Here is a 21,980-nt window from a genome sequence, read left to right on the forward strand (position 1 = left end):
CCAGCCGATCGCGGCACCGGAGGCGAACGACATGAAGTGGCCCGGCATCACCCTGCTACTGGCGGCGGCGCTGACCGTGACCAGCCCGCCCGCCCCCACCCGGGCCGCTTCGGCTCCCGCCTTCGACACCGCCCCCGCCACGGCGAGTCTCTCCCGCCTGCTACCCGGACACGCCGCGCAGTTCCGCCTGCTCCCGACGGCCCGGCCCGCCACCGGCGACGCGTTCTCGATCGACGGCACCCCGGGCGCCATCACCGTGCGCGGCACCTCGGGGGCCACCCTGCTCAGCGGCGTCGGCTGGTATCTGGAGCACGTCGCCGGGGTCGACCTCGGCTGGCCGGGTGACAGCCTCGACCGGCTCCCGGCGGTGCTGCCCGCCCCGGCCGGCCCGATCACCCGCGCGGCGGCGGTGCCGCACCGCTACGCGCTGAACGACACCGACGCCGGCTACTCCGGCCCCTACCGCGACTTCACCGCCTACCGGCACGAGATCGACCTGCTGGCGCTGCACGGCGTCAACGAGGTCTTCGTGCAGACCGGGGCCGAGTACCCCTATCTCCAGGCGCTGCGTCAGTTCGGTTACAGCGAGGCGGAGTTGCGCGCCTGGTTTCCCGCCCCGGGCCATCAGAGCTGGTGGCTGCTGCAGAACCTGGCGGGCTTCGGCGGGCCGGAGTCCGCGCAACTCGTCGAGGCGCGCGCGGCGCTCGGGCGGCGGATCGCCGACCAGCTCCGCGGCCTGGGCATGACGCCGGTGCTGCCCGGCTTCTTCGGCACCGTGCCGCCGGGGTTCGCCGAACGCCGGCCGGGCGCCCGGGTGGTGGCGCAGGGCAGTTGGGTCGGCTTCCAGCGGCCGGACTGGCTCGACCCGACCGGCCCGGTCTTCGTCGACCTGGCGGCGGCCTACTACCGGGCGCAGCGCGAGCGGTTCGGCGACAGCACGATGTACAAGATGGACCTGTTGCACGAGGGCGGCGTGCTCGGCCCGGTCGACGCCGGCGCGGCAGCCCGAGCCGTGCAGCAGGCGCTGGACGCCGCGCACCCCGGCGCCACCTGGGCGATCCTCGGCTGGGAGCAGAACCCCTCGCCCGCCGTGCTCGGCGGCGTCGACAAGGCCAGGATGCTGATCCTGGACGGCCTGTCCGACCGCTACGACGGGCTGGACCGGGAGAGCCGCTGGGCCGGGACGCCGTACGCCTTCGGCAGCATCGACAACTTCGGCGGCCACACCGGCATCGGCGCCAACACGGCGGTCTGGACGGATCGGTTCCGCCGGTGGCTCGGCAAGCCCGGCAGCGCGCTGCGCGGCCTCGCCTACCTGCCCGAGGGCACCGGCGGCAACCCGGCCGCCTTCGAGCTGTTCACCGAACTCGCCTGGCAGCCGAGGCCGGTCGACCAGCGCGCCTGGTTCGCCGGATACGCGGCCCGCCGCTACGGGGGGCCGGACCCGCACGCCGCCGCCGCGTGGGAGCTGCTGCGGGACGGCCCCTACAGCATGCCGTCCGACGGCTGGAGCGAGCCGCCGGACAGCCTGTTCGCCGCCCGGCCCGCGCTGACCGCCGGCACGGCCGCGGCCTGGAGTCCCAGTGCGATGCGCTACCCCGCCCGGACGGTCGAGGCGGCGCTCGGCGAGCTCCTCCAGGTCGCGCCGGAGCTGCGCGGCAGCGACGCCTACCGCTTCGACCTGCTCGACCTGGCCCGGCAGGTGCTCGCCGACCGCGCCCGGACGCAGCTGCCCCGGATCGCCGCCGCCTACGCCGCGCGCGACCGGGCCGCCTTCGCCGCGCTGACAGCCGCCTGGAGCGCCGACGAGGCGCTGCTCGACCAGCTGCTCGCCACCGACTCCCGCTTCCTGCTGGGCCCCTGGCTCGCCGCCGCCCGATCCTGGGGCGCCTCCCCGGCCGAGCGCGACCAACTGGAGTACGACGCGCGCGCCTTGCTGACCACCTGGGGCGGTCGCGGGCCCAGCGAGGACGGGCGGTTGCACGACTACGCCAACCGCGAGTGGTCCGGCTTGGTCGCCGACGTCTACGCCCCGCGCTGGGCCGCGTACTTCGCGAGCCTGGACGCCGCCCTCGCAAGCGGCGGCGAGCCGGCCGCGATCGACTGGTTCGCCCGGGACGACGCCTGGGCGCACCGGACCACCCGCTACCCGAGTGCGCCGACCGGCGACTTGCTCACCTTGGCCCGGCAGGTCGGCGACTTGCTCACGCTGGCCCGGCAGGTCGCGGCGGCGAACGCGAACTGACAGCTCAGGGCGGACCCGGTCCCAAAACGGATGGCCGGCGCCCTGGGCCGTCGGGTAGCGTCAGGGTTTTGATGACCGACACCTGGGACACGATCGCCGACTGGTACGCCCAACTCCTCCGCAACGGCTCCGCCTTGAACGAGTTCAGCCGCGACATCCTGCTCGACCAACTGCCGGACGACCCCGCCGGACGACGCGTTCTCGACGTCGGCTGCGGCGAAGGGATCGCCACCCGGGCCCTGGCCGCCCGAGGCGCCCATGCCCTGGGCATCGACCCGTCCCCGCGCATGATCGAACACGCGCGGGCCGCCGAGCAGCGCACGCCGACCGGCGCCCGCTCCCTGGTCGACGACGGCTGCACCCTGGCGACGGTGGCCGCCGGATCCGTCGACTGGGTGACGGCCGCGCTCTCCCTGAACAACGTCCCCGACCTCCCGGCGGCACTCCGCGCCGCCCGGCGGGTACTGGTCCCGGACGGGCTCCTGGTGTTCACCATCCCGCACCCGTGCTTCGAGGCGCCGCACGCCGGCTGGACGGATTCCACCGCCGAACCCGGCCGCCCCCGCCGCGTGGTGGGCGACTACCACGCCGAGGGCTTCTGGCGCTCGGCCGACCCGCACGGCGTGCGGCGGGCCGGCAACCAGCACCGCCGGCTGTCCGGCTACCTCAACGCCCTGATCGCACACGGGTTCGCGATCGAGGCGACCGCCGAGCCCGAGCCCGGCCCCGAGGTGGCCGCCGCGCAGCCGCGGCGCGCGGAGCTGCCCCCGTTCTTCGTCGTACGAGCGCGCAGCCGCGCCGAGCAGCTCGGCTGACCCCGCCTGCCGAGCGGCCGCGCGCTCAGCCACCTGGGGCACCGTGGCCGGGCGCGCGGGCGGGTCACGAGGTCGCGGGCGGCCGGGGCGGCTAGCTTGCCGGTGAATCGGATCGATGCCACCGGGAGCCGCGTCATGACATCTCCGCAGCGCACCGCGCCGACACAGGTGCGCGCCGCGCAGGTGCTGCGCAACCCGAAGGCCTGGTACTTCCCCGGCGGCATCGTCGCCCTGCTGGCGCTGCTGCTGTCGCTCCTCTACCTGGGCGGCGTGGCCGACCCCAACGGGAACCTGCACCGGCTGCCGATCGGCCTGGTCAACGCCGACCGCGGCGCCACCGTGGCCGGGCACCCGACGAACCTCGGCGCGCAGCTCACCAGCGGGATCGCCGGCGCCCCCGACCCGAAGGAGCAGGTCTCCTGGCGGCTGCTGGACCAGGCGAGCGCTCAGGACGGTCTGGCCTCGGGGAAGCTGGACGGCGTCCTGGAGGTCCCCGACGGCTTCACCGCGGCGGTCGCCGCTCTCGGCAGCACCAGCGCCCAGTCGCCGGCGCGCCCCACCGTGAACGTGTTGACCAATCCCGGCGTGGGCAGCCTGGCCTCGTCGCTGGCCAGCTCGATCAACCAGGCGGCCGCCCACCAGGCCTCGCTGCAGCTCGGCGGCTCGCTGACGGCAGCCGCGGCACCCGCCCCGGGCGGCGCGCAGAGCAGTGCGGAGCGGCTGCTGCTCGCCGACCCGATCACGGTCGTGGTCCAGGTCGGCCACCCGATCGGCATGCACAGCGGCCTGGGACTGACGGCCTTCTACTACACCCTGCTGCTGGTCCTCTCCGGCTTTCTGGGCGCCAACATCATCAGCAACGGCCTCGATGTGGGCCTCGGTTACGCCGACAGCGAGCTCGGCCCCTGGCACACCCGCCGCCCCGTGGTGCCGATCAACCGCACCCAGACCCTCCTCGCCAAGTGGGGCATGTCGGTGGTGCTCGCCGCGGTGACCTCGACGCTGGTCATGGTCGGCGGCATCGCGATCATCGGCATCGACGCCTCGCACCTTCCGCTGCTCTGGGTCTTCTCGTTCTGCGCGACCGCGGCGGTGGGCCTGGGTGTGCAGGCCATCAACGCGGCGTTCGGCGGCATCGGACAGCTCGTCAGCATGTTCATCTTCGTCGCCGTCGCCCTGCCGTCCTCCGGTGCGACGATCCCGCTGCAGGCGCTGCCCACCTTCTACCGCTGGCTGGCCGTCTTCGAGCCGATGCGGCAACTCAGCGACGGCACCCGCGCCATCCTCTACTTCGACGCCCGCGCCGACGCCGGACTCATCCGCGCCTGGATCATGATCGCCATCGCCGTGGTCCTGGCACTGGCCTTCGGCCTGGCCATCACCCGCTACTACGACCGCAAGGGCCTGCACCGGATGGTCCCCAAGATCGCCTGAGCACCACCGCGACCCGGGGACGCGGTGTGGTTCCGGTCAGCGGCCGTCGTTGAGGAACAGCGCCGTCCCGGCGGCGCGCGCCCGCAGCAGCGCGGCGAACCAGGGGCGCTGCGCGGGCTGCAGGCAGGGCTGCCACTGCACGGGGTCGCGCCAGGCGTAGTCGTCGTGTTCGGCGCTGAGCAGCACCGCGGCCTCGGGCCGCGCCGTGCCGCCGTCGAAGCAGAAGTCGATCACCGGGGGCCAACCGTCCACCGGGGCACGGTAGTCGACGGCGAGCAGGGGCAGCTCGGCGGGCAGCCGGAGGCCGGTCTCCTCCCGGGTCTCGCGCGTCGCGGTCTCGTGCGGGCGCTCGCCGGCGTCCGCCAGGCCGCCGGGCAGTTGCCACCAGGCGGGATGCCCCGGGTAGGCGCGCGCCTGATGGAGCATCAGGATCCGGCCCGCCCCGTCGGTGAGCAGGACGGCGGCGGAGACCACGTGCTTGGGCAGCATGGCGGTGAACTCGTCGGGCGGCAGGGCCAGGGTCATCGACGCGACCCCCTCTCGGTGCGGCGGGACGCTTGCCCTGGGCAACGAACGGCCGGGTCAGCGGGCACGGGTGCGGCGCTGATCGACCGGACGACTCGGCGGGACGACTCGGTGGGACAACTCGGTGGGGAAACTCCACAGGAAGACTCAACAGTCAAGCTTGCAAGTTTCCCTGCCAGCTGCATAAGCTCGCTCCATGCCGCCCGCCGACCCCGATGCCGCCGCCAGTCCCGAGGACGCCGTCGACCCCGACGACCTGTCCGGGCTGGCCAGTGAGATCCACGCCGTCCTCGGGCAGCTCTTCCGCCGCGCCCGCGCCGCCTCCGCCGGCAGCGGGCTGACCGCCTCGCAGCGCTCGGCCGCCTCCCGGCTGCGGCGCGACGGTGCGGCGACCACGGCCGACCTCGCCCGGGCGGAGTTCGTGCGCCCGCAGTCGATGCGGATGACCGTGGCGGCACTGGAGGAGCAGGGCTACGTCCGGCGCACCCCGCACCCCACCGACGGGCGACAACTGCTCATCGAACTGACCGAGGAGGGCCGGGCCGCGATGGACTCGATCCTGCGCGCCAAGCGCGACTGGCTGACCACCGCGCTCGGCACCGAACTCGACCCGGCTCAGCGCGCCACCCTCGCCCGGGCACTGCCGCTGTTGCGCACCCTCGCTGCCGGCGACGAGAGTTGAGCGCCCACAGATCGCAGGCGTCCCGCGCGTAGCTGACGTTCCATCAGACCGCCATCCCAGCAGGCAGACCCCTCGTTAGCAGCAAGGAAGAGATCACGATGACCGCCACCACCCTGGACCGCGACACCGCGCTGATCCTGATCGACCTGCAGAAGGGCATCACCGCCTTCGCCGCCGACTTCGGCATCGACAAGGTCCTGGCCAACGCCGAGCAACTGGTCGCGGCGTTCCGCGAGCGCGGCCTGCCGATCGTCCAGGTGAACGTCACCGGCGGCGCCCCCGGCCGGACCGAGTTCCCCAGCCGCGGCGGCGAACTGCCGGCCGACTGGGCCGAACTGGTGCTGCCCGCCGAGGAGGGGGACATCACGGTCACCAAGCAGACCTGGGGTGCCTTCCACGGCACCGACCTGGACGCGGAGCTGCGCCGCCGGGGCGTCACCCAGGTCGTCATCGGCGGGGTCGCCACCAGCATGGGCGTCGAGTCCACTGCCCGTGCGGCGCACGAGCACGGTTACCACGTCACCATCGCCACCGACGCGGTGACCGACCTCGACCCGACCTCGCACGAGCACAGCCTGACCCGGGTCTTCCCCAAGCTCGGCGAGACGGGCAGCACGGCGGAGCTGATCGCACTGCTGGACCAGCGGGGCTGAGCGACCGACCTGGCATGGCGCCGCTGGGGACGGTCCGCCCCCAGCAGCGCCATGCCAGGTCCTCAGCGCACCGGCTGCGCAGCAGGCCCGCCGACGCCGAGCGCCAGCCCCGCCTCGATCGCCATCGCGGCGAACTCGGTGGTATCCCGCCCTCTGCGGGCCGGCTCACCGGCGTACCCGGACGGGGTGTCCTGCTCCGCCTCCTCGGCGGCTTTCTCCAAGGCCGCCAGGGCGTCGGGGTCCGGGTGCATCCCGGCGGCGTCCTGATGGGCCCGGACCGTGGTGGAGTCCACGCCGACCAGAGACAAGTCCACCTCGCCCCGTTTGGCTGCCTCCGCGATCGCGCCCTCCAGCAGGGCCTCGAAGACGCCAGCGTCCCTCCACTGCCGGAAGCGGTTGTGGACGGTCGACCAGGCACCGAACTCCCTGGGCGTCTCAGGCCACTGGCTGCCGCTCTTGAAGTGCCAGATCACGCCCTCGAACTGCTGGCGCAGCCGTTCGGGGTACGGGCCGTACTCGCCGACAGGCAGGTAAGGCTCGATGAACTGCCACTCCGCATCGGATAGTTGCACTCGCGTCACGGAACACGGCCTACCGGATCAGACCGCACCGTGAGAGCAACTTCCCAGAATGATCACAACCACATAGGCACTAGGTGCGCGGTCCCACTCCAGGCAGTCCTACTCCATGTCCCACTCTTCCAGCAGGTCGAAGAGGTGCCGGTCGCCTTCGAGCTTCAGGGAGTCCAGCGGGATGCGACCGTAGAAGGCCAGGACCAGGTCGCTCGCCGTACCCCGGACGGAGACGTCGACCGACTCCGAGTCCTCGCCGGCGGCGGGGCCGGATTCGGGCAGACGGAAGGCCCGCGAACCATCGGCGGAGAGCGACTGGCGCCAGGAGCCGCCCTCGGTGACGTGATAGTCGACGACGGCGGGCTTGTGCGGCCAAGCGACCGTCGTGGTGCAGCAGGTGAACAGGAAGTCCTCGACACCATCAAGCGCCACCTCCTCCGGCAGCGGCTCCGGGGCGCCCACGGTGAGCTGGGCGTCATAGGTGTGCATCGCGATCTCCTGGAGCTGGTGCCGGGCGACGGCGCCGCAGGTCCGCGGCGACTGCGACGAGCCCCACCACGTCCAGCAACCGCGCTCCGGGCCGGCCTCCCGCAACGCGTCCAGCATCTGCTGCGTCGACTCGGCCAGCCAGGCGAGCAAGGCCTCGCGCTCCTGCGGTGCGGCCAGGCCCTCTCCCGCCAACTTGCCCGAGGCGTCCGGCCCAGCCGCGACCGTGGCGGCCCAGGCGCGACGCCCCCCGCCCAGGTGGTGCACCAGGTCGAGCAGCGTCCACTCGGGGCAGGTCGGCACCTGCACATCGAGGCTGGGCGCGGAGGCGATCGCGGCCCGGAAGGCGGCCGACCGCTCGTCGATCAGGCGCAGCAGCTCAGGGAAGTCCAAGGTCTTGGTCACCCGGGCTTTCTATCACTGTGCGGCGGCGACGTCACAGCGATTTTCGCGGGCCGGCCTTCACCTTCGCGGCGCGATGATCCGGATCAAGGACCTCACCAGAGCTGCCGCCTGATCACGACCAAATACGCGCCCCAGGCGCCCGGGCGCCCGCAGCCTCCCGCAGCCGCCCGCAGCCGCCCGCGCGGGATGTCCCCCGGCACTGGAACCTCCCGCAGGGGGAGTTCCTACCGTTCCCCGCAGCGCGGACGGCCGGTGCGCGGTGCGGCCGACCCGCGGGCCATGACGTGCGAGGAGGCGATGAGATGACGGCATTCGTGCTGGTGCCCGGCCCCTGGGCCGGCGACTGGATCTGGCAGCAAGTGACCGCCCGGCTGCGGGAGTCGGGGGCCGAGGTGTTCCCGGCGGCGCTCACGGGAACGTTCGCGGGCAGCGCCGACGGTGGCGAGGCGGCGGGTCCTGGTACCGACCTCGAGACGCAGATCGCGGCTCTGCTGCGGTTGATCGACCGGATCGCCGCCCCGCAACTGGTGCTGGTCGGACACGGCAACGGCATGCACCCGGTGCTGGGCGCCGCCGACCGGCGGCCGGAGCGGATCGCCCGGGTCGTCTACCTGGACGCCGGCCTCCCCCAGGATGGGGAGTCGGTGCTGGACCTGGTGCCCGACCCGGCGGTCCGGGACCGGCTGGTGCGGCAGGCCGCGGCGGTCGGGGAGGGCTGGCGGGTCCCCGCGCCGTCGGCCGAGGAGTGGCCGCTCTGGGGCAGCCTGGCCGGCGTCCCCGAGGAAGCGCTGGCGCAGCTGGTCGAGCGCGGCACGCCGCAGCCGTTGGGCACGCTCTCCCGGCCGCTGCGACTGTCGGGCGCCGCCGCCGAGTTGCCGACGACCGGCATCCTGTGCACGGCCAACGGGGCCAGCGTCGCGATGGTCGAGACCGTGGTGGGGATGGGGGATCCGCGCTTCCAGGTGCTCACCGAGCCCCGGGTGCGCTTCATCGAGATCGACACCGGGCACTGGCCGATGCTCTCCGCCCCCGACGAACTGGCCGCGGTGCTGCTCCGGGCCGCCGCGGGCGAGGGGCAACGGGTGAGCGCGAAGGCGGGTGGGCTGCTCGCGGAGCCCCGGCGCTTCCTCCTGGACGTGCCGGAGCGTGCTCGCGAGCGGGTGGGGCGGGTCGATCTCCATCTGCCGGATCCGGCCTGCGCCCTGCGGCCTTGGCCCGCGGTGGTGTTCGTCCATGGCGGCCCGGTCCCCCGGGACGCGCCTCTCACGCCACGGGACTCCGCGACCTTCCTCGGCTACGGACGGTACGCGGCAAGCCTGGGCGTCGTCGGCGTGACGGTGGATCACCGGCTGCACGGGCTCGGCGACTTCGCGCAGGCCGCCGCCGACGTCGCCGAGGCGGTCGAGCTGGTGCGGGCCGATCCGCGGGTCGACGGGGAACGCGTCGCGCTCTGGTTCTTCTCCGGCGGCGGGTTGCTGTCAGCGGACTGGCTCGCGGCGCCGCCGCCCTGGCTGCGCTGCGTGGCGGCGACCTATCCGGTGCTGGCTCCGCTGCCGAACTGGGGGCTCACGGAGTCCCGGTTCCGTCCTGCGGTCGCGCTGGCCGGCGCGGGCCACCTGCCGATCGTACTGACCCGGGTCGAGCTGGAGAGCGCGGAGATCGCGGCGACCGTCCAGGAGTTCCTGACCGCCGCCGAGGCATGCCGAGCTGAGGTCGAGGTGGTCGAAGTGCCGGGTGGGCATCACGGGTTCGAGACGGTCGACCACACCGAGCAGGCGCGCCAGGCCGTGGCACACGCGGTCCGCGCCGTGCTGCGGCACCTGAACGGCTGAGGCGGCCGCCTGGAGCCCCGGAGCATCTCAAAGATCCCGGGGCGCCGGGCGTCCGCCCGTCCCGCAGTGCGCGGAATCAGCCAACCACCCGCTGCTGGTGGCCGAGTTCACGCCACCGTCCGTAGCGGCAACACGCGACGCCCGAGCCCTGCGGCCGTCCGTCGAAAGTGCACCAGGGGTGGCCGAAACACGTCGCTGAAGTAGTAAATATGCCAACGGCATTGTCATACGGCATGCCGAACTCAGTAACCTTCCGTGGCAGATCGGCGACGCGTCGTGGCGATCCACCGCGCCCGCGCTCCAGCCGCCGGGCGAGGGACGCCGGACGCCCGACGCCCGGCGCCGGGCGACGCGGTTCGCCGACTTCTGATACTCCCGCGACTTCTACCAGCCCGAAGGAGCCCAGGTGCCCGGGATCGAGGACTGCCTGTCGGCGGCGATGCGGATCGCCGGCGCGCGCGGCGCGGGGTTACTCGACTGGGGCAGCGGCCTGGCCCTGGGCACGGCGGGAGACAGCCCGGCCGACGACCACGAGGCGACCGCCGCCGAGGCCACCGACCTGATCAGGCTGGCCGCCGAGAGCCTCAGCTTCGCCGAGCCGAGCGACCCGCGGCTTCCGCTGCAGGACCTGATCCTCACCACCGAGCGCAGCTACCACCTGTTCCGGCTGATCGGCACGGTCTTCGACAGCCGGCTGCTGCTGCACCTCTGGCTCGACCGCGAGGAGGCCAACCTGGCCGGCGCCCGGATGCGGCTGCAGGCACTCGCGGAGGAACTGGTGCTCGGCTGATGGCACCTCGATCCAGCGGAGCCGAGGGCGTGAGCGCGGCCGCACCCCGCCGCCGGCAGCCGCCCGGTCCGGCCGTCGAGCAACTGGCCGACCGGCAGGCCACCGGGGCCCTGCACACCGAGACCGGCACCCTCTACCTGGACCACGGCGCCGTCGTCCACGCGGACAGCCCGCACTCCCTCGACCTCGGCTCCCTGCTGACCCGCTGCGGCCGGGTCACACCGGACTACTGGCAGCACACCCTGGACCAGTTCGCCGAGCACTGCCTGGTGGGCCGCATGCTGGTGGCCCAGGGCGCCCTGACCCGGGGCGAGTTGGAGGTCTGCCACCTCGCCACCCTCTACGACGCCGGGTACTTCGCCCTCGGTGCGTTCTCCCTGGCCACCCGCTTCGAACCCGGCGTCCGGCACTGGCTCGGCCCGGTCAGCGGGGTGGACCCGCGACTGCTGCGGCGCGAGGCGGTCCGGCGCCGGGACCTGCTGGAGCGGATCTGGCCGTGGCCCCAGGTGGACACCGCGCCGGTCCGCCACACGGTGACCACGGACCAGGACGGAACCGCGGCCCGCGGCCTCTCCCCCAGCCCGCGACGGCGCGAGCTGCTCGGCCTCGCCGACGGCCGGCGCACGCCCGTCGAGCTGGCCCGACTGCTCGGACGCTCGACCTACGCCACGATCGTCGAGGTCCGGCGCCTGGCGGCGGCGGGCCTGATCGCGACGCCGCCCGACGCACCGGACGCGCTGGACCCGCACGACGCGCCGGCCGCGGCGACGCCGCTCGACGCGCCGACCCACCCGATCCCGCCCCACGCGCCGACCCACCCGATCCCGGCCGACGCGATGGCCCGCCGGGTCCCGGGTGCCACCCTGCGCCGCGGCAGAGCGCCCGACCCACCGCCCCGCCCCGCACCCACCGAACCGGACATCGCCCTGCTGATCCGCGTCCGCACCGCACTGGAGGCCCGACTGTGATCCTCGCCCCGCCCGCTGTCCCGGACACCCGGTCATGAGGCGGATGCTGAAGCCGCGGCCCGACCGGCACCAACTCGCGCTGCTGGAGAGCACCTTGCTCGCCGAGCTGCGCGTGCTGCGCCTGCGCGTGCCGCACCTGGCAGGCGGCCTGGTGGCCGGCGTGAACGGCCTGCTGCTCGCCCACGACACCCACGGCACCGACCCCGAAGGCCTGGCCGCGCTGACCGCGACCGCGCTCGGGGTGGCCCAGCGGCTCTCCGACGCCACCGGCCAGGGCGGGTTCCGCGAGTCGCTGTTCCGTGGCGAGCACGGCTACATCGCGACCTACGCGGCGGGTCCGAGCTGCGTCTTGACCCTGCTCTCGCACCCCGATGTGAGCATCGGCCGCCTGCACCTGGAGGCGCGCCGATCGGCCCAGCGGCTGGGCGAGGTGCTGCGCGGCGGGGACCAGCAGCCCTCCGCCGGCTAGACCGACCTCCCCTGCTCACCGTTGTCCAGCTAGACCCCTCACCCGATGACCAACTCACCACACCTTCAGGAGATCACCATGGCAGACGCCGACAACTCGCTGCGCCAGGCAATCGCTTCCATCGAGGGCGCCATCGGCGCCGCGCTGGTCGACTACGGCAGCGGGATGGCCCTCGGCACCCTGGACGGCGGCGGCGGCCTGGACCTGACGGTGGCGGCCGCCGGCAACACCGATGTGGTGCGGGCCAAGTTCCGCACCATGGAGATGCTGGGGCTGAACGACTCGATCGAGGACATCCTGATCTCGCTCAGCAGCCAGTATCACCTGATCCGGCCGCTGACCAGCCGCAGCGGCAAGGGCCTCTTCCTCTACCTCGCGCTCGACAAGCGCCGCGCCAACCTGGCGATGGCACGGCATCAGCTGGCCAAGATCGAGGCCGAGCTGGAGGTCTGACGCACCGCCACCTCAGGACTCATACGACGCGCTGCCCCGTCTCACAGGCCGGGCAGCGCGTCCTGCTCCACCACGTGCTGCCGCACTGGCTCGGCGCTGTGGCGGCAGCCCGGGCCCAGCCGGAGCATCCGCGACTCGGGGTCGTGCAGCAACCGCCCGCACTCGCGACAGGTCACCCGCGCCGCCAGCCGCTCCTCGGCCGCCAGGCCGGGCAACAGCGGCTCGGCGCGCTCCGGCTCCACCAGTTCCTCAGGCATCGACGCAGCGTATCGCGCCACTGACCGCAGCCGCCGACCGCAGCCGCCTGCCCGGCGGACACCTCGAAGCGCAAGCGGTACTTGGGCGCCGCGACCGCCCGTGCAAGCTGCTCGACCGCCGCACCGGCCCAGTGGCCACCGAGGCGGCCAGCACCGACGCCAGGCGGGCCATCGGCGCGTTGTGCTGGAGACAGGCGAACGTCCACGGCCCCGGGTGCTGTTGGAACAGCAGGCGGGCCGCGGCTCTGGCCACGCCGCTGTTGCGGTGCGCCCGACCGACGAAGAACTCGCTGACGTTCCAGGCCCCCTCGTCCCCCGCCGCGTCGCACCGCGTCAGCGCGAACCCGGCCGGCTGGCCGCCGACGCGGATCACGTACGCCTCGCGGTCCGCGCCGGTGAAGTAGCTGTCCAGCCAGGGGAAGTCGAAGGTGCCGGCTGCGGACAGCTCCCGGGGCTCTGGCTCGGAGTAGTCGTGCAGGTACAGCTGCAGCAGATTCGCCAGCACCGGCTTCTCCTCGGCGGCGACGGCGACGAGTTCGACATCCACGAGATCCACCCGGCCCACCCTGCCGCGTCGACTCCGCGGCGGCCACCGAATTCAGGAGCTCAGGGCTCCCACCGACTCGACCACTGGTCCGACCCGGTGAAACGCCCGGCCGGGCGTGACCCTGCGGCTCGCCGGCCGTTGAGCAGGCCGGCCACACCCCACCCCCGGAGGACCAGATGCGTACCGCGATCCGATTCACCGTCACCGGCGCCCTGCTCGCCGCGGCCGGCCTGGCGGGCGCCGCCTCCGCCCGGGCGGCCGGTAACCCGGCCTACCCGGCCCCCTCGAAGCAGGAGCACACCTACAGCATTCCGGTCGGCGGGATCACCGACCTGGGCGACCTGACCAAGGTCGCGAACCTGGGCACCGACTTCGCGGGCGTGCTCGGTCACTGAGCCACGGCCCGTCGGTCAGCCGGCGGTCAGCACCGGCTGGTCGTAGGTCCGACGGATGCTGGTACCGCTGAGGCTGACGTCGACGCCGTAGACGTGGATGGAGACGGTCTTCTCGGTCGTGGCGTTGCGGACCCGGTGGATGTCGCCGGGTGGGGTGACGTAGGTGACGGCGCCGGCGGGGTGGACCGTGGTGCCGACCGGGACCAGGACGGCGCGGTCGGCCTCCACCGCCAGGCGGTAGACGGTCTCTTCCTCGGCTCCCAGGTAGGTGCCGACCACGCACCAGGAGGTGTGGTCGTGGACGCTGGTCGTCTGGCCGGGCAGCCAGACCAGGGCGACCACCGAGAAGGAGCCGTCCGGTTCGGCGTGCAGCAGGTGCTGGCGGTAGCGGAGCGGATCGGGCTCCAGCTGGGCGGACGGCAGCAGGTCGGCGTGGCGCAGAAAGGGGGCCAGCGCGGCGGCGACCCGCTGGGCGCGCTCCTCGGCGTTCGAGGCGGCGCCCAGCTCGGTGCGGATGGCGGCCGTGAGCTCGGTCAGGACCGCGGTCATGAGGGTGGTCATGAAAGTGAGTGCTCCCTTCGTCCTGAAGTGATCGCGAACTGATCCGACGTCAGACCGTCAAAGCCGTCAGGGCCGTCAGGGCCGTCAGCTGCGGCGCCGCGACCCGGGCCGCGAGCTCGGCGATGCTCACGGGGTCGTGGACGGCCGAGCGCGGCACCACCAGGTCCGGCTGATGCGCGGTCAGTACGTGGTCCCGGGCCAGCCGGGCCCGCCCGCCCCCGGTGATGTTCAGCAGCACGGGCGCTTCGGTGTCGATCCGCCCGGCCAGCACGGCCTCGCGCAGCGCGGCTAGCGCGACGCCGGCGGCCGGCTCGATGTCGATCCCCTCCAGTTCGCGGAAGGTGTCCATCGCCGCCAGGGCCGCCTGGGCGCTTGCGGTGAAGACCTGACCCGAGCTCTGGGTCAGCGCGTCGTACAGGCCGCCGCGCACGTCGTAGGGCGGTCGACGGTTGGTCAGTTCCGGGGCGAACGCCCGCTCGGTGGCGAGCCGTTGGTCCTGCTCGGAGCCGCTCTCCCAGAGTCGTTCGCCGGTCTGCCAGGCCTGGTGGACCGGGGCGTACGCGTCGTTCTGCGCCAGCAGCAGCTGCGGCAGCGGTCCGGGCCGGCAACATCGCAACCGCAGCGCCGCCTCGTGCGCGGCGATCGCTCCGGCGCCGCTGCCGATGGCCTGGACGTAGTACGTGGGCAGCGTGCCCATCGCCTCCACGGCGGCGAGCAGCACGGTGGCCAGGCCGTCCCGCCGGCCGACGTTCTTGGTGCCGCCCTCGGGCGTGAAGCCGGGCAGCCTGGCGAGCGCGTCGCCCAGCGCGATGGCGTCGGCGTAGTCCGCGCCGTCGACCGCGATGACGCGCACCAGCTCGGAGCCGGGCGTGCGGGTGCGCAGCCGGGGCAGGGCGGAGGACGGCACGATGATGACGACCGGGACCTGCTGGCGCGCGCAGAGTTCGGCGAAGGCGGCGGCGGTGTTGCCCGCGGAGGTGACCACCAGCGTGCCGGCCTCCTCGGGGATGCGGCCGAGCACGGTGGCGGCTTCGAGTTCCTTGAAGGTCCCCGTCATCAGGTCGCCGCCGCGCTCGGGCCAGTAGCCGTTGAAGGCGATCCACAGCTCGCTCAGCCCGAGCGAGGCGGCCAGCCGCTCGCTGCGGTAGACGGCGGTGCGGCCGGTGTCGGCCAGGGTGCGGCGGACCGGCAGCCAGTCGCGGTACCGGAAGACCCCGCTCTGGGCCTGGTCCGGCGTCAACTCGGTGGCCTGGTAGTCGGTCTGCCACAGCCCGGGCCCGTGCGGGCCGGAGCAGCCGAGCGTCAGGCCGTCGTCGACCCGCCGGTGCCCGCAGACGGAGCACACGAGGCGGTAGTGGGACGCGTCGGTCGAATCACCGTGCATGGGGCTGGTTCACTCTCGGTGTGGTCGGTGCGTCGGGGATCGCGCCGTGCGGATCCGGCCGCGGGTCGGGCCGGGCCGTGGTGCGCGCGGCCGGCCCGAACGGGCCCGCCGCACGCGGACGGCGATGCTCAGGCCGTCGCCCGCACGAGACTGGCGGGCCGCATGTCGGTCCACTGCGCCACCACGTGGTCCAGGCAGTCCTGGCGGTCGGCCGGGCCGTGCGAGAGGGCCCAGCCCACGGGCACCTCGGCGAAGGCGGGCCAGAGGGAGTACTGGCCCTCGTCGTTCACCAGGACCAGGAAGGTGCCCTCGGTGTCCTCGAACGGGTTCGTCATCGACGTGTCCTCTCATCGGAGCAGCCGGAGAGTACTGAACAGCGGTCAGCAGTCGGCCGGTCGTGCTCAGTTGGAAACCCCGGGCCGGGATCGGGCGGGCCACGCGCAGTCGGATTCGTCTGCGGGGCAGCTGAGTTGGCGCTCGGCCGGCCCCGACCGGGGCGGAACGGCCCGGCGTGGTGGGGTGCACTCGCGAGTCAGAGCCTGCGGGGCAGGATGTAACGGAAGATCGCGATCACGTAAACGCGAGATGAATTCACCACTCATAGTCCTGCCGTATTAGGGGCCGACCGACTTTGAGCCGACGTCAGTTGTCATCGGCTGACAACTGTGGTTAGCCTGCAGCCGGCGAAGTACCAAGCGCGACAGCGTGCCTGACCTCGTCAAGGCAGCGTTGACCACGAACAGCCAAGAAGGACAACCGTGCTGAACGGCCCACCCGCCCAAAACGCGCTTGCGGAACTAGAACTGTCAGGTCTTCACGATTCGCTGGCATCGCCGGTCAGCGAATCGATGAACTTCCTCAACGAGATCGCGCACCGGTTCCCGGATGCCATATCCCTGGCCGCCGGGCGTCCGTTCGAGGGTTTCTTCGATCTGGACGACGTGCACCGGTACTTCGACACCTATCGCCGGCACCTCACCACCCGCCTGGGCGGTGACCAGGACGCGGTGCGCCGCACGCTGCTGCAGTACGGGCGCACCAAGGGCATCATCCACGAGCTGATCGCCGAACACCTGCGGGTGGACGAGGGCATCACCGCGGACCCGCAGGCCCTGGTCGTCACGGTCGGCTGCCAGGAGGCGCTCTTCCTGACGCTGCGCGCGCTGCGCCGCAGCGACCGGGACGCGGTGCTCGCCGTGACGCCCAGCTACGTCGGGGTGCACGGCGCCGCCAGCCTGGTGGACATGCCGGTGCTGCCGGTCCGGGAGTCGTCCGAGGGCATCGACCTGGACGACCTGGTGGCCCAGCTGGCGCGCGCCCGTGCGGCCGGCCTCAACCCCCGGGCCTGCTACGTGATCCCCGACTTCGCCAACCCGAGCGGGATCAGGCTGAGCCTCGACGTACGGCGGCGGCTGCTGCGCATCGCCGCCGAGCAGGACATCCTCCTCCTGGAGGACAACCCGTACGGCCTGTTCGGCGACCCGGCGGCCGCCGGTCCCCCGACCATCAAGTCCCTGGACGACGCCGCCCGGGTCGTCTACCTGGGCTCGTTCGCCAAGACCGGCCTGCCCGGCGCCCGGGTCGGCTACGTGCTGGCCGACCAGCTGGTGCCCGGGACGGACGGCCCGCTGGCCGACCAGCTGGCCAAGATCAAGAGCATGCTGACGGTCAACACCTCGCCGATCGCGCAGGCGGTCATCGGCGGCAAGCTGCTGGCCCACGGGTGCAGCCTGCGGGCCGCCAACACCCGCGAGATCGAGCACTACCGGAGCAACCTCGAGCGGGTACTGGCCGGTCTGGAAGCGCGTTTCGGCGACACTCCGGGCGTCTCCTAGAACACGCCCGCCGGCGGGTTCTTCCTGCTGCTGACCGTCCCGTTCCCGGTCGGCGACGAGTTGCTCGAGCTCAGCGCCGAGAAGTTCCGGGTGCTGTGGACGCCGGTGCACCACTTCTACGCCGACGCACAAGCACGCGATGTCATGCGGCTCTCCTTCAGTCATCTGCGACCGGAGGAGATCGAAGAAGGATTGAACCGGCTGGCGGACTTCATCCGTTATCGGTCGCGCACCTGATGGACAAGAAGAAGACACGGAGGCCGCGAAGTCGATGGACACTTATACGCCGCTCCTGAGGAGCAAACCGCGAAGTTGGGGGTGGACCTACCGATGACCACGCTCACAACGACCACCGCCACGGCCCGGATCGTCGGAGTCGGCACCGCCGTTCCGGAGAATTCCTATTCCCAGCAGGAAATCCTGGACATCTTCGAGGTCCAGGACCCGCGAGTGCGCTCGATCTTCCTCAACAGCGCGATCGAGCGCCGATTCCTGACCCTGCCGCCCGAGGGCCCCGACGGCACCCGGGTCCTGGAGGTGCAGGGCGAGCTGCTCGCCAAGCACAAGGCCCAGGCCGTCGACATGGGGGTGCGCGCCGTCCAGGACTGCCTCAAGGAGACCGGCGCGGACCTGTCCGACATCGGCTACCTCTGCTGCGTCACCACCACCGGGTTCCTCACCCCGGGCCTGAGCGCCCTGATCATCCGCGAGTTGGGCATCGACCCGCACACCAGCCGACTCGACGTGGTCGGCATGGGCTGCAACGCGGGGCTCAACGCGCTCAACGCCGTCAACGGCTGGGCACGCGCCAACCCCGGCCGGCTGGCCGTCATGGTCTGCGCCGAAGCCTGCTCCGCCGCCTACGTCTTCGACGGCACCATGCGCACCTCAGTGGTCAACAGTCTCTTCGGCGACGGTGCCGCCGCCGTCGCGCTGCTCGCCGGCGAGCCCGAACTGCCGCTGCCCCAGGCGAAGGGACCGCGCCTGCTGAAGTTCGCCAGCTACATCATCACCGACGCCATCGACGCGATGCGCTACGACTGGGACGGCGGCCAGGACCGGTTCAGCTTCTTCCTCGACCCGCACGTACCCTACGTGGTCGGCGCGCACGCCGAACTCGTCGTCGACCGCCTGCTCGCGGGTACCGGGCTGCGCCGCAGCGACATCAGCCAGTGGCTGGTGCACTCCGGCGGCAAGAAGGTCATCGACGCCGTCGGCGTCAACCTCGGCCTGACCCGGCACGACGTGCGCCACACCACCAGCGTGCTGCGGGACTTCGGCAACCTCTCCAGCGGCTCGTTCCTCTTCTCCTACCAGCGGCTGCTGGAGGAGCGGGCGGCGCAGCCGGGGGACCACTGCGTGCTGATGACCATGGGTCCGGGATCCACCATCGAGACCGCGCTGGTCCGTTGGTGACCACCCGCACCGAGCAGCCAGTCCGCACCGAGCACGAAGGCCACGCCACCATGAACCACACCCTCCAGCCGCTGCTCATCGACGGCGCCCAGCCGCTGTCCGCCGAGACCGTGCAGGCCCTGAACGCGCTCTGCTCCCAGGCCGAGGACGGTGTCCTGGGCACCGCGCTCGTCCTGCGGGTCGGCGGCGTGCCCGCGACCGGGCCCACCGAGCCGCCGGCGCTGGCGCTGGTCAACAAGTGGGAGCGGGCGCTGCGCCGCCTGGAGCGCCTCGACCTGCCCACCATCGCGCTGGCCACCGGCGACTGCGGCGGCACGGCGCTGGAGGCCCTGCTGGCCACCGACCACCGGATCGCCGACCCGGCGACCCGCCTGCTGCCGGCCGGTGCGGACGGCGTCTGGCCCGGCATGGCCCTCTACCGCCTCGTCCACCAGGCCGGCGTCGCCCCGGCCCGTCGCAGCGTCCTGTTCGGCACCGCGATACCGGCCGAGCGGGCGCTGGCCCTGCACCTGCTGGACCAGCTCGCCGACGACCCGTCAGCCGCCCTCGCCGCCACCGTCGACAGCCTCACCACCGCGGCCGGGGCCGGGCTCGGCATCCGCCGGCAGCTGATGCACGATGCCGCCACCACCAGCTTCGAAGAGGCCCTCGGCCGCCACCTGGCCGCCTGCGAGCGGCTGCTGCGCCGGACGGCCACCGGGGTGGCCTCATGACCGCGCCGATGATCGACGCCGACCCGACCGCACTGCCGATCCACGCCGCCCTCACCCCGCCGGCGATCGGCAGCGACCTGACCACGGCCCGGCGCACCCTGGCCGATGCCGCCGACCGGGCCGACACGCTGCTGGCCACGCTGCCCGAGCCGGCCGGCCGCACCTCCGAGCAGCAGGCGCTCGCCACCGACGCGAAGAACGCCGCCCGCACCGTGCGCAGCCACTTCATGCGGCTGCACGGCGAGGCCGTCTACCAGCACCTGACCGACGGTCACACCCTCGACCTGCGGCTGCCCGAACTCGTCGCGGGCGCCGCCGCCGGCTGGCCCGGGCTGCTGCCGGGTGCCGAGGCGATGGCGGCCGAACAGGCCAGGCCGCAGGCCGCGAAGGAGGGCCTGGAAATCGACCAGGGCATCTTCCTGCGCGAGGTGCTCCGCTCCCCCGCCTCGGGCCGCCACCTGATCGACGCGATGGCTCTGCCCACCGCCCGCGCCCTCCACCTGCTGCCCGACTTCCGCCGCACCGGCGAGCTCGACCTCGGCTCGGTGCGACTGGAGCGGCGCGGCGGCGCGGCCCACCTGACCATGTGCCGCACCGACTGCCTCAACGCCGAGGACAACCGCCAGGTCGAGGACATGGAGACCGCCGTCGACCTCGCGCTGCTCGATCCGCAGGTGCGGGTCGGCCTGCTGCGCGGCGGCGAGATGACCCACTCCCGCTACCGCGGCCGACGCGTCTTCAGCGCGGGCATCAACCTCAAGAGCCTGCACACCGGCCAGATCTCCCTGGTCGACTTCCTGCTGCGCCGCGAACTCGGCTACATCAACAAGCTCTTCCGCGGTCTGCGGGTCGAGCACGCTGGCTCCTGGCACACCCCCGTGATCGAGAAGCCCTGGGTGGCGGCCGTCGACAGCTTCGCGATCGGCGGCGGCGCCCAGCTGCTGATGGTCTTCGACCGGGTGCTCGCCGCGGCCGACTCCTACGTCAGCCTGCCCGCGGCCCAGGAGGGCATCGTGCCCGGCGCGGGCAACCTACGGCTCGGCCGGCTGGCCGGCGGCCGCGTCTCCCGTCAGGTGGTGCTCTGGGGCCGCCGGATCCACGCCACCGAACCCGACGCCGGTCTGCTGCTCGACGAGGTCGTCGAACCGGACCGGATGGACCGGGCGGTGGCCGAGTCGCTGGAGCGCCTCGACAGCCCGGCGGTGGTCACCAACCGCCGGATGCTCAACCTCGCCGAGGAGCCGCCGGAGCATTTCCGGCAGTACATGGCGGAGTTCGCCGTGCAGCAGGCGCTGCGCCTCTACAGCCAGGACGTGATCGGCAAGGTCGGCCGCTTCTCGGCGGCCGCCGCTGCCGCCCACACCTGACCGCGCGCCGGGTCCCGGCCGGCCGATCCTGTCGGGCAGGATCGGCCGGACCGGACCAGCGCCGCACCATCCACCAGAAGAGCCGGAGAGCCGATGGACCTGGCAGACCTCACCCGCGTCCGCTACGAGAAGCGCGACCGCGTCGCCCATGTGACGCTGGCGCGGCCCGAGTGCCTGAACGCCATGGACCTGCGGATGCACGAGGAACTGGCGTGCGTCTGGGACGACTTCGAGGCGGACGACGAGGTGTGGCTGGCCGTCCTCACCGGTGCCGGTGACCGCGCCTTCTCGGCCGGCCAGGACCTCAAGGAGCTCGCCGCCCGGATCGCCCAGGGCACCAACACCCCGGCCACCTTCGGCAGCCGCGGCAAGCCCGGCTGGCCCCGGCTCACCGAGCGCTTCGAGCTGGCCAAGCCGGTGATCGCCCGGGTCAACGGCCATGCCTTCGGCGGTGGCTTCGAACTGGCGCTGGCCTGCGACGTGATCGTCACCGCCGACCGCGCCACCTTCGCGCTGCCCGAGGCCAAGCTCGGCCTGATGGCCGGCGCCGGCGGCGTCTTCCGGCTCACCCGGCAGGCACCGCACCGGATCGCCCTCGGCCACCTGATCAGCGGCCGCCCGATGACCGCCGCCCGCGCCTACGAACTCGGCCTGGTCAACGAGGTGGTGCCGGCCGAGGAGTTGGACGCCTGCGTGGACGCCTGGGTCGCGGACATCCTGCGCTGCGCCCCGCTGTCGGTGCGCGCGATCAAACAGGCCGCGGCGGCCGCGGCAACCATGCCCCTGGAGCAGGCGTTCCGGACCCGCTTCCCGTGGGAGGAGCGGCGGATGCACAGCGAGGATGCCGAGGAAGGGCCGCTCGCCTTCGTCGAGAAGCGGACGCCGCAGTGGAGAGCCCGCTGACCGTCAGGCAACCTGGCAAGTTGTTCCAGAGTTTGACTCTGATTCACCGAACGGGCTCTCGACATGACTCTGCCTCAGGCACCGTGACGCTGGAGCAAGATCCGCAGATCCACCGGATCGACGCCCCACCCTGATCCGCCTACCCGCCGGATCCACCCCCACCCGAAGAGACCACCCGCGGAGCCTGCCCGGCCGAGGGTGGCTCCCTCTTTGCCACTGCCCGTTGCCGCTGCCCGTCGCACGGCCACTGCTAGACGAACCGGAGCACCGAAG

24 protein-coding genes and 1 pseudogene are annotated in these 21,980 nt (G+C 72.9%); 17 read left to right on the forward strand and 8 right to left on the reverse strand.

Annotation, left to right across the window (positions count from 1 at the left end; translation table 11 throughout):
- Positions 1-31: 31 nt before the first annotated feature.
- The 3 genes from ABH937_RS18635 (at position 32) to ABH937_RS18645 (ending at position 4,494) form a co-directional block, all read left to right on the forward strand.
- Positions 32-2,245: an alpha-N-acetylglucosaminidase gene (locus tag ABH937_RS18635; RefSeq protein ID WP_370218877.1), complete on the forward strand. Its 2,214-nt coding sequence runs from the start codon at positions 32-34 to the stop codon at positions 2,243-2,245.
- A 71-nt stretch (positions 2,246-2,316) separates the two neighbouring features.
- Positions 2,317-3,060 carry a class I SAM-dependent methyltransferase gene (locus ABH937_RS18640; protein WP_370218878.1) on the forward strand — a complete coding sequence of 248 codons (744 nt, stop codon included), beginning with the start codon at positions 2,317-2,319 and terminating at the stop codon, positions 3,058-3,060.
- 135 nt (positions 3,061-3,195) lie between these two features.
- Positions 3,196-4,494: a DUF3533 domain-containing protein gene (locus ABH937_RS18645; protein ID WP_280692026.1), complete on the forward strand. Its 1,299-nt coding sequence runs from the start codon at positions 3,196-3,198 to the stop codon at positions 4,492-4,494.
- A gap of 36 nt (positions 4,495-4,530) precedes the next feature.
- On the opposite strand, the gene ABH937_RS18650 is transcribed toward ABH937_RS18645, so the two are convergent.
- Complete coding sequence (locus ABH937_RS18650; protein WP_370218879.1) at positions 4,531-5,019, reverse strand: NUDIX domain-containing protein; 489 nt, start codon at positions 5,017-5,019, stop codon at positions 4,531-4,533.
- Positions 5,020-5,215: 196 nt separating this feature from the next.
- On the opposite strand from ABH937_RS18650, the gene ABH937_RS18655 reads away from it, so the two are divergent.
- Positions 5,216-5,701, forward strand: coding sequence for a MarR family winged helix-turn-helix transcriptional regulator (locus ABH937_RS18655; protein WP_370218880.1), 486 nt, complete (start codon positions 5,216-5,218; stop codon positions 5,699-5,701).
- Between the two features lie 98 nt (positions 5,702-5,799).
- Entirely contained in the window at positions 5,800-6,354 is a 555-nt protein-coding gene (locus tag ABH937_RS18660) for an isochorismatase family protein (protein WP_370218881.1), read from the forward strand.
- Between the two features lie 191 nt (positions 6,355-6,545).
- On the opposite strand, the pseudogene ABH937_RS18665 reads toward ABH937_RS18660, so the two are convergent.
- Together ABH937_RS18665 and ABH937_RS18670 are read right to left on the reverse strand one after the other, a co-directional pair.
- A pseudogene (locus tag ABH937_RS18665) lies at positions 6,546-6,935 on the reverse strand (transposase); the annotation flags it as partial.
- Positions 6,936-7,034: 99 nt separating this feature from the next.
- Positions 7,035-7,817 carry a maleylpyruvate isomerase family mycothiol-dependent enzyme gene (locus ABH937_RS18670; protein WP_370218882.1) on the reverse strand — a complete coding sequence of 261 codons (783 nt, stop codon included), beginning with the start codon at positions 7,815-7,817 and terminating at the stop codon, positions 7,035-7,037.
- A gap of 302 nt (positions 7,818-8,119) precedes the next feature.
- Between ABH937_RS18670 and ABH937_RS18675 the strand changes: the two genes are divergently transcribed.
- The 5 genes from ABH937_RS18675 (at position 8,120) to ABH937_RS18695 (ending at position 12,329) form a co-directional block, all read left to right on the forward strand.
- Complete coding sequence (locus ABH937_RS18675; RefSeq protein WP_370218883.1) at positions 8,120-9,649, forward strand: alpha/beta hydrolase; 1,530 nt, start codon at positions 8,120-8,122, stop codon at positions 9,647-9,649.
- Between the two features lie 406 nt (positions 9,650-10,055).
- Positions 10,056-10,439 carry a hypothetical protein gene (locus ABH937_RS18680; protein WP_370218884.1) on the forward strand — a complete coding sequence of 128 codons (384 nt, stop codon included), beginning with the start codon at positions 10,056-10,058 and terminating at the stop codon, positions 10,437-10,439.
- Positions 10,439-11,407: a transcriptional regulator gene (locus ABH937_RS18685; protein ID WP_370218885.1), complete on the forward strand. Its 969-nt coding sequence runs from the start codon at positions 10,439-10,441 to the stop codon at positions 11,405-11,407. Before ABH937_RS18680 ends, ABH937_RS18685 begins: the two co-directional genes overlap by 1 nt.
- Before the next feature lie 43 nt (positions 11,408-11,450).
- A complete protein-coding gene (locus ABH937_RS18690; protein ID WP_348533686.1) occupies positions 11,451-11,876 on the forward strand; it encodes a roadblock/LC7 domain-containing protein in 426 nt (141 codons plus the stop codon).
- Between the two features lie 78 nt (positions 11,877-11,954).
- Positions 11,955-12,329 carry a hypothetical protein gene (locus tag ABH937_RS18695; RefSeq protein ID WP_280692043.1) on the forward strand — a complete coding sequence of 125 codons (375 nt, stop codon included), beginning with the start codon at positions 11,955-11,957 and terminating at the stop codon, positions 12,327-12,329.
- Between the two features lie 41 nt (positions 12,330-12,370).
- Here the strand turns inward: ABH937_RS18695 and ABH937_RS18700 are convergent, their stop codons facing one another.
- Together ABH937_RS18700 and ABH937_RS18705 are read right to left on the reverse strand one after the other, a co-directional pair.
- Entirely contained in the window at positions 12,371-12,586 is a 216-nt protein-coding gene (locus ABH937_RS18700; RefSeq protein ID WP_280692045.1) for a DUF6011 domain-containing protein, read from the reverse strand.
- Entirely contained in the window at positions 12,579-13,142 is a 564-nt protein-coding gene (locus tag ABH937_RS18705; RefSeq protein WP_370218886.1) for a GNAT family N-acetyltransferase, read from the reverse strand. Before ABH937_RS18705 ends, ABH937_RS18700 begins: the two co-directional genes overlap by 8 nt.
- Before the next feature lie 167 nt (positions 13,143-13,309).
- Between ABH937_RS18705 and ABH937_RS18710 the strand changes: the two genes are divergently transcribed.
- Complete coding sequence (locus ABH937_RS18710; protein ID WP_370218887.1) at positions 13,310-13,528, forward strand: hypothetical protein; 219 nt, start codon at positions 13,310-13,312, stop codon at positions 13,526-13,528.
- Between the two features lie 15 nt (positions 13,529-13,543).
- Here ABH937_RS18710 and ABH937_RS18715 read toward each other — a convergent pair whose 3' ends face one another.
- The 3 genes from ABH937_RS18715 to ABH937_RS18725 all read right to left on the reverse strand — a co-directional run bounded on the left by ABH937_RS18715 (position 13,544) and on the right by ABH937_RS18725 (position 15,808).
- On the reverse strand, positions 13,544-14,089 hold the full coding sequence (locus ABH937_RS18715; RefSeq protein ID WP_370218888.1) for a hypothetical protein: 546 nt from the start codon (positions 14,087-14,089) through the stop codon (positions 13,544-13,546).
- Positions 14,090-14,138: 49 nt separating this feature from the next.
- Positions 14,139-15,473: a cysteate synthase gene (locus tag ABH937_RS18720; protein WP_370218889.1), complete on the reverse strand. Its 1,335-nt coding sequence runs from the start codon at positions 15,471-15,473 to the stop codon at positions 14,139-14,141.
- A gap of 128 nt (positions 15,474-15,601) precedes the next feature.
- Positions 15,602-15,808, reverse strand: a complete 207-nt coding sequence (locus tag ABH937_RS18725) for an MbtH family protein (protein WP_280692052.1) — start codon at positions 15,806-15,808, stop codon at positions 15,602-15,604.
- A 513-nt stretch (positions 15,809-16,321) separates the two neighbouring features.
- Between ABH937_RS18725 and ABH937_RS18730 the strand changes: the two genes are divergently transcribed.
- The 6 genes from ABH937_RS18730 to dpgD all read left to right on the forward strand — a co-directional run bounded on the left by ABH937_RS18730 (position 16,322) and on the right by dpgD (position 21,707).
- Positions 16,322-17,308 carry a PLP-dependent aminotransferase family protein gene (locus ABH937_RS18730; protein ID WP_348533687.1) on the forward strand — a complete coding sequence of 329 codons (987 nt, stop codon included), beginning with the start codon at positions 16,322-16,324 and terminating at the stop codon, positions 17,306-17,308.
- Between the two features lie 60 nt (positions 17,309-17,368).
- Entirely contained in the window at positions 17,369-17,545 is a 177-nt protein-coding gene (locus ABH937_RS18735) for a hypothetical protein (RefSeq protein ID WP_348533688.1), read from the forward strand.
- Between the two features lie 93 nt (positions 17,546-17,638).
- The gene (gene dpgA, locus ABH937_RS18740; RefSeq protein WP_280692054.1) at positions 17,639-18,724 is read left to right on the forward strand and encodes a 3,5-dihydroxyphenylacetyl-CoA synthase DpgA; all 1,086 of its coding nucleotides are present in this window, start codon (positions 17,639-17,641) and stop codon (positions 18,722-18,724) included.
- A complete protein-coding gene (gene dpgB, locus ABH937_RS18745; protein ID WP_348533689.1) occupies positions 18,721-19,437 on the forward strand; it encodes an enoyl-CoA-hydratase DpgB in 717 nt (238 codons plus the stop codon). Before dpgA ends, dpgB begins: the two co-directional genes overlap by 4 nt.
- A 65-nt stretch (positions 19,438-19,502) precedes the next feature.
- The gene (gene dpgC / locus ABH937_RS18750) at positions 19,503-20,804 is read left to right on the forward strand and encodes a (3,5-dihydroxyphenyl)acetyl-CoA 1,2-dioxygenase DpgC (RefSeq protein ID WP_370146559.1); all 1,302 of its coding nucleotides are present in this window, start codon (positions 19,503-19,505) and stop codon (positions 20,802-20,804) included.
- Between the two features lie 93 nt (positions 20,805-20,897).
- Positions 20,898-21,707, forward strand: a complete 810-nt coding sequence (gene dpgD, locus ABH937_RS18755) for an enoyl-CoA-hydratase DpgD (protein ID WP_280692058.1) — start codon at positions 20,898-20,900, stop codon at positions 21,705-21,707.
- Positions 21,708-21,980 lie beyond the last annotated feature (273 nt).

Origin of the sequence: Kitasatospora sp. GAS1066B (assembly GCF_041262605.1) — a bacterium.
GTDB lineage: Bacteria > Actinomycetota > Actinomycetes > Streptomycetales > Streptomycetaceae > Kitasatospora.

Excerpts from the sequence above, each read along its gene's own strand:
- ABH937_RS18635 (WP_370218877.1), top strand. The coding sequence starts at position 32 with ATGAAGTGGCCCGGCATCACCCTGCTACTGGCGGCGGCGCTGACCGTG.
- ABH937_RS18640 (WP_370218878.1), top strand. The coding sequence starts at position 2,317 with ATGACCGACACCTGGGACACGATCGCCGACTGGTACGCCCAACTCCTC.
- ABH937_RS18645 (WP_280692026.1), top strand. The coding sequence starts at position 3,196 with ATGACATCTCCGCAGCGCACCGCGCCGACACAGGTGCGCGCCGCGCAG.
- ABH937_RS18650 (WP_370218879.1), bottom strand. The coding sequence starts at position 5,019 with ATGACCCTGGCCCTGCCGCCCGACGAGTTCACCGCCATGCTGCCCAAG.
- ABH937_RS18655 (WP_370218880.1), top strand. The coding sequence starts at position 5,216 with ATGCCGCCCGCCGACCCCGATGCCGCCGCCAGTCCCGAGGACGCCGTC.
- ABH937_RS18660 (WP_370218881.1), top strand. The coding sequence starts at position 5,800 with ATGACCGCCACCACCCTGGACCGCGACACCGCGCTGATCCTGATCGAC.
- ABH937_RS18675 (WP_370218883.1), top strand. The coding sequence starts at position 8,120 with ATGACGGCATTCGTGCTGGTGCCCGGCCCCTGGGCCGGCGACTGGATC.
- ABH937_RS18685 (WP_370218885.1), top strand. The coding sequence starts at position 10,439 with ATGGCACCTCGATCCAGCGGAGCCGAGGGCGTGAGCGCGGCCGCACCC.
- ABH937_RS18690 (WP_348533686.1), top strand. The coding sequence starts at position 11,451 with ATGCTGAAGCCGCGGCCCGACCGGCACCAACTCGCGCTGCTGGAGAGC.
- ABH937_RS18695 (WP_280692043.1), top strand. The coding sequence starts at position 11,955 with ATGGCAGACGCCGACAACTCGCTGCGCCAGGCAATCGCTTCCATCGAG.
- ABH937_RS18700 (WP_280692045.1), bottom strand. The coding sequence starts at position 12,586 with ATGCCTGAGGAACTGGTGGAGCCGGAGCGCGCCGAGCCGCTGTTGCCC.
- ABH937_RS18710 (WP_370218887.1), top strand. The coding sequence starts at position 13,310 with ATGCGTACCGCGATCCGATTCACCGTCACCGGCGCCCTGCTCGCCGCG.
- ABH937_RS18715 (WP_370218888.1), bottom strand. The coding sequence starts at position 14,089 with ATGACCACCCTCATGACCGCGGTCCTGACCGAGCTCACGGCCGCCATC.
- ABH937_RS18720 (WP_370218889.1), bottom strand. The coding sequence starts at position 15,473 with ATGCACGGTGATTCGACCGACGCGTCCCACTACCGCCTCGTGTGCTCC.
- ABH937_RS18725 (WP_280692052.1), bottom strand. The coding sequence starts at position 15,808 with ATGACGAACCCGTTCGAGGACACCGAGGGCACCTTCCTGGTCCTGGTG.
- ABH937_RS18730 (WP_348533687.1), top strand. The coding sequence starts at position 16,322 with ATGAACTTCCTCAACGAGATCGCGCACCGGTTCCCGGATGCCATATCC.
- dpgA (WP_280692054.1), top strand. The coding sequence starts at position 17,639 with ATGACCACGCTCACAACGACCACCGCCACGGCCCGGATCGTCGGAGTC.
- dpgD (WP_280692058.1), top strand. The coding sequence starts at position 20,898 with ATGGACCTGGCAGACCTCACCCGCGTCCGCTACGAGAAGCGCGACCGC.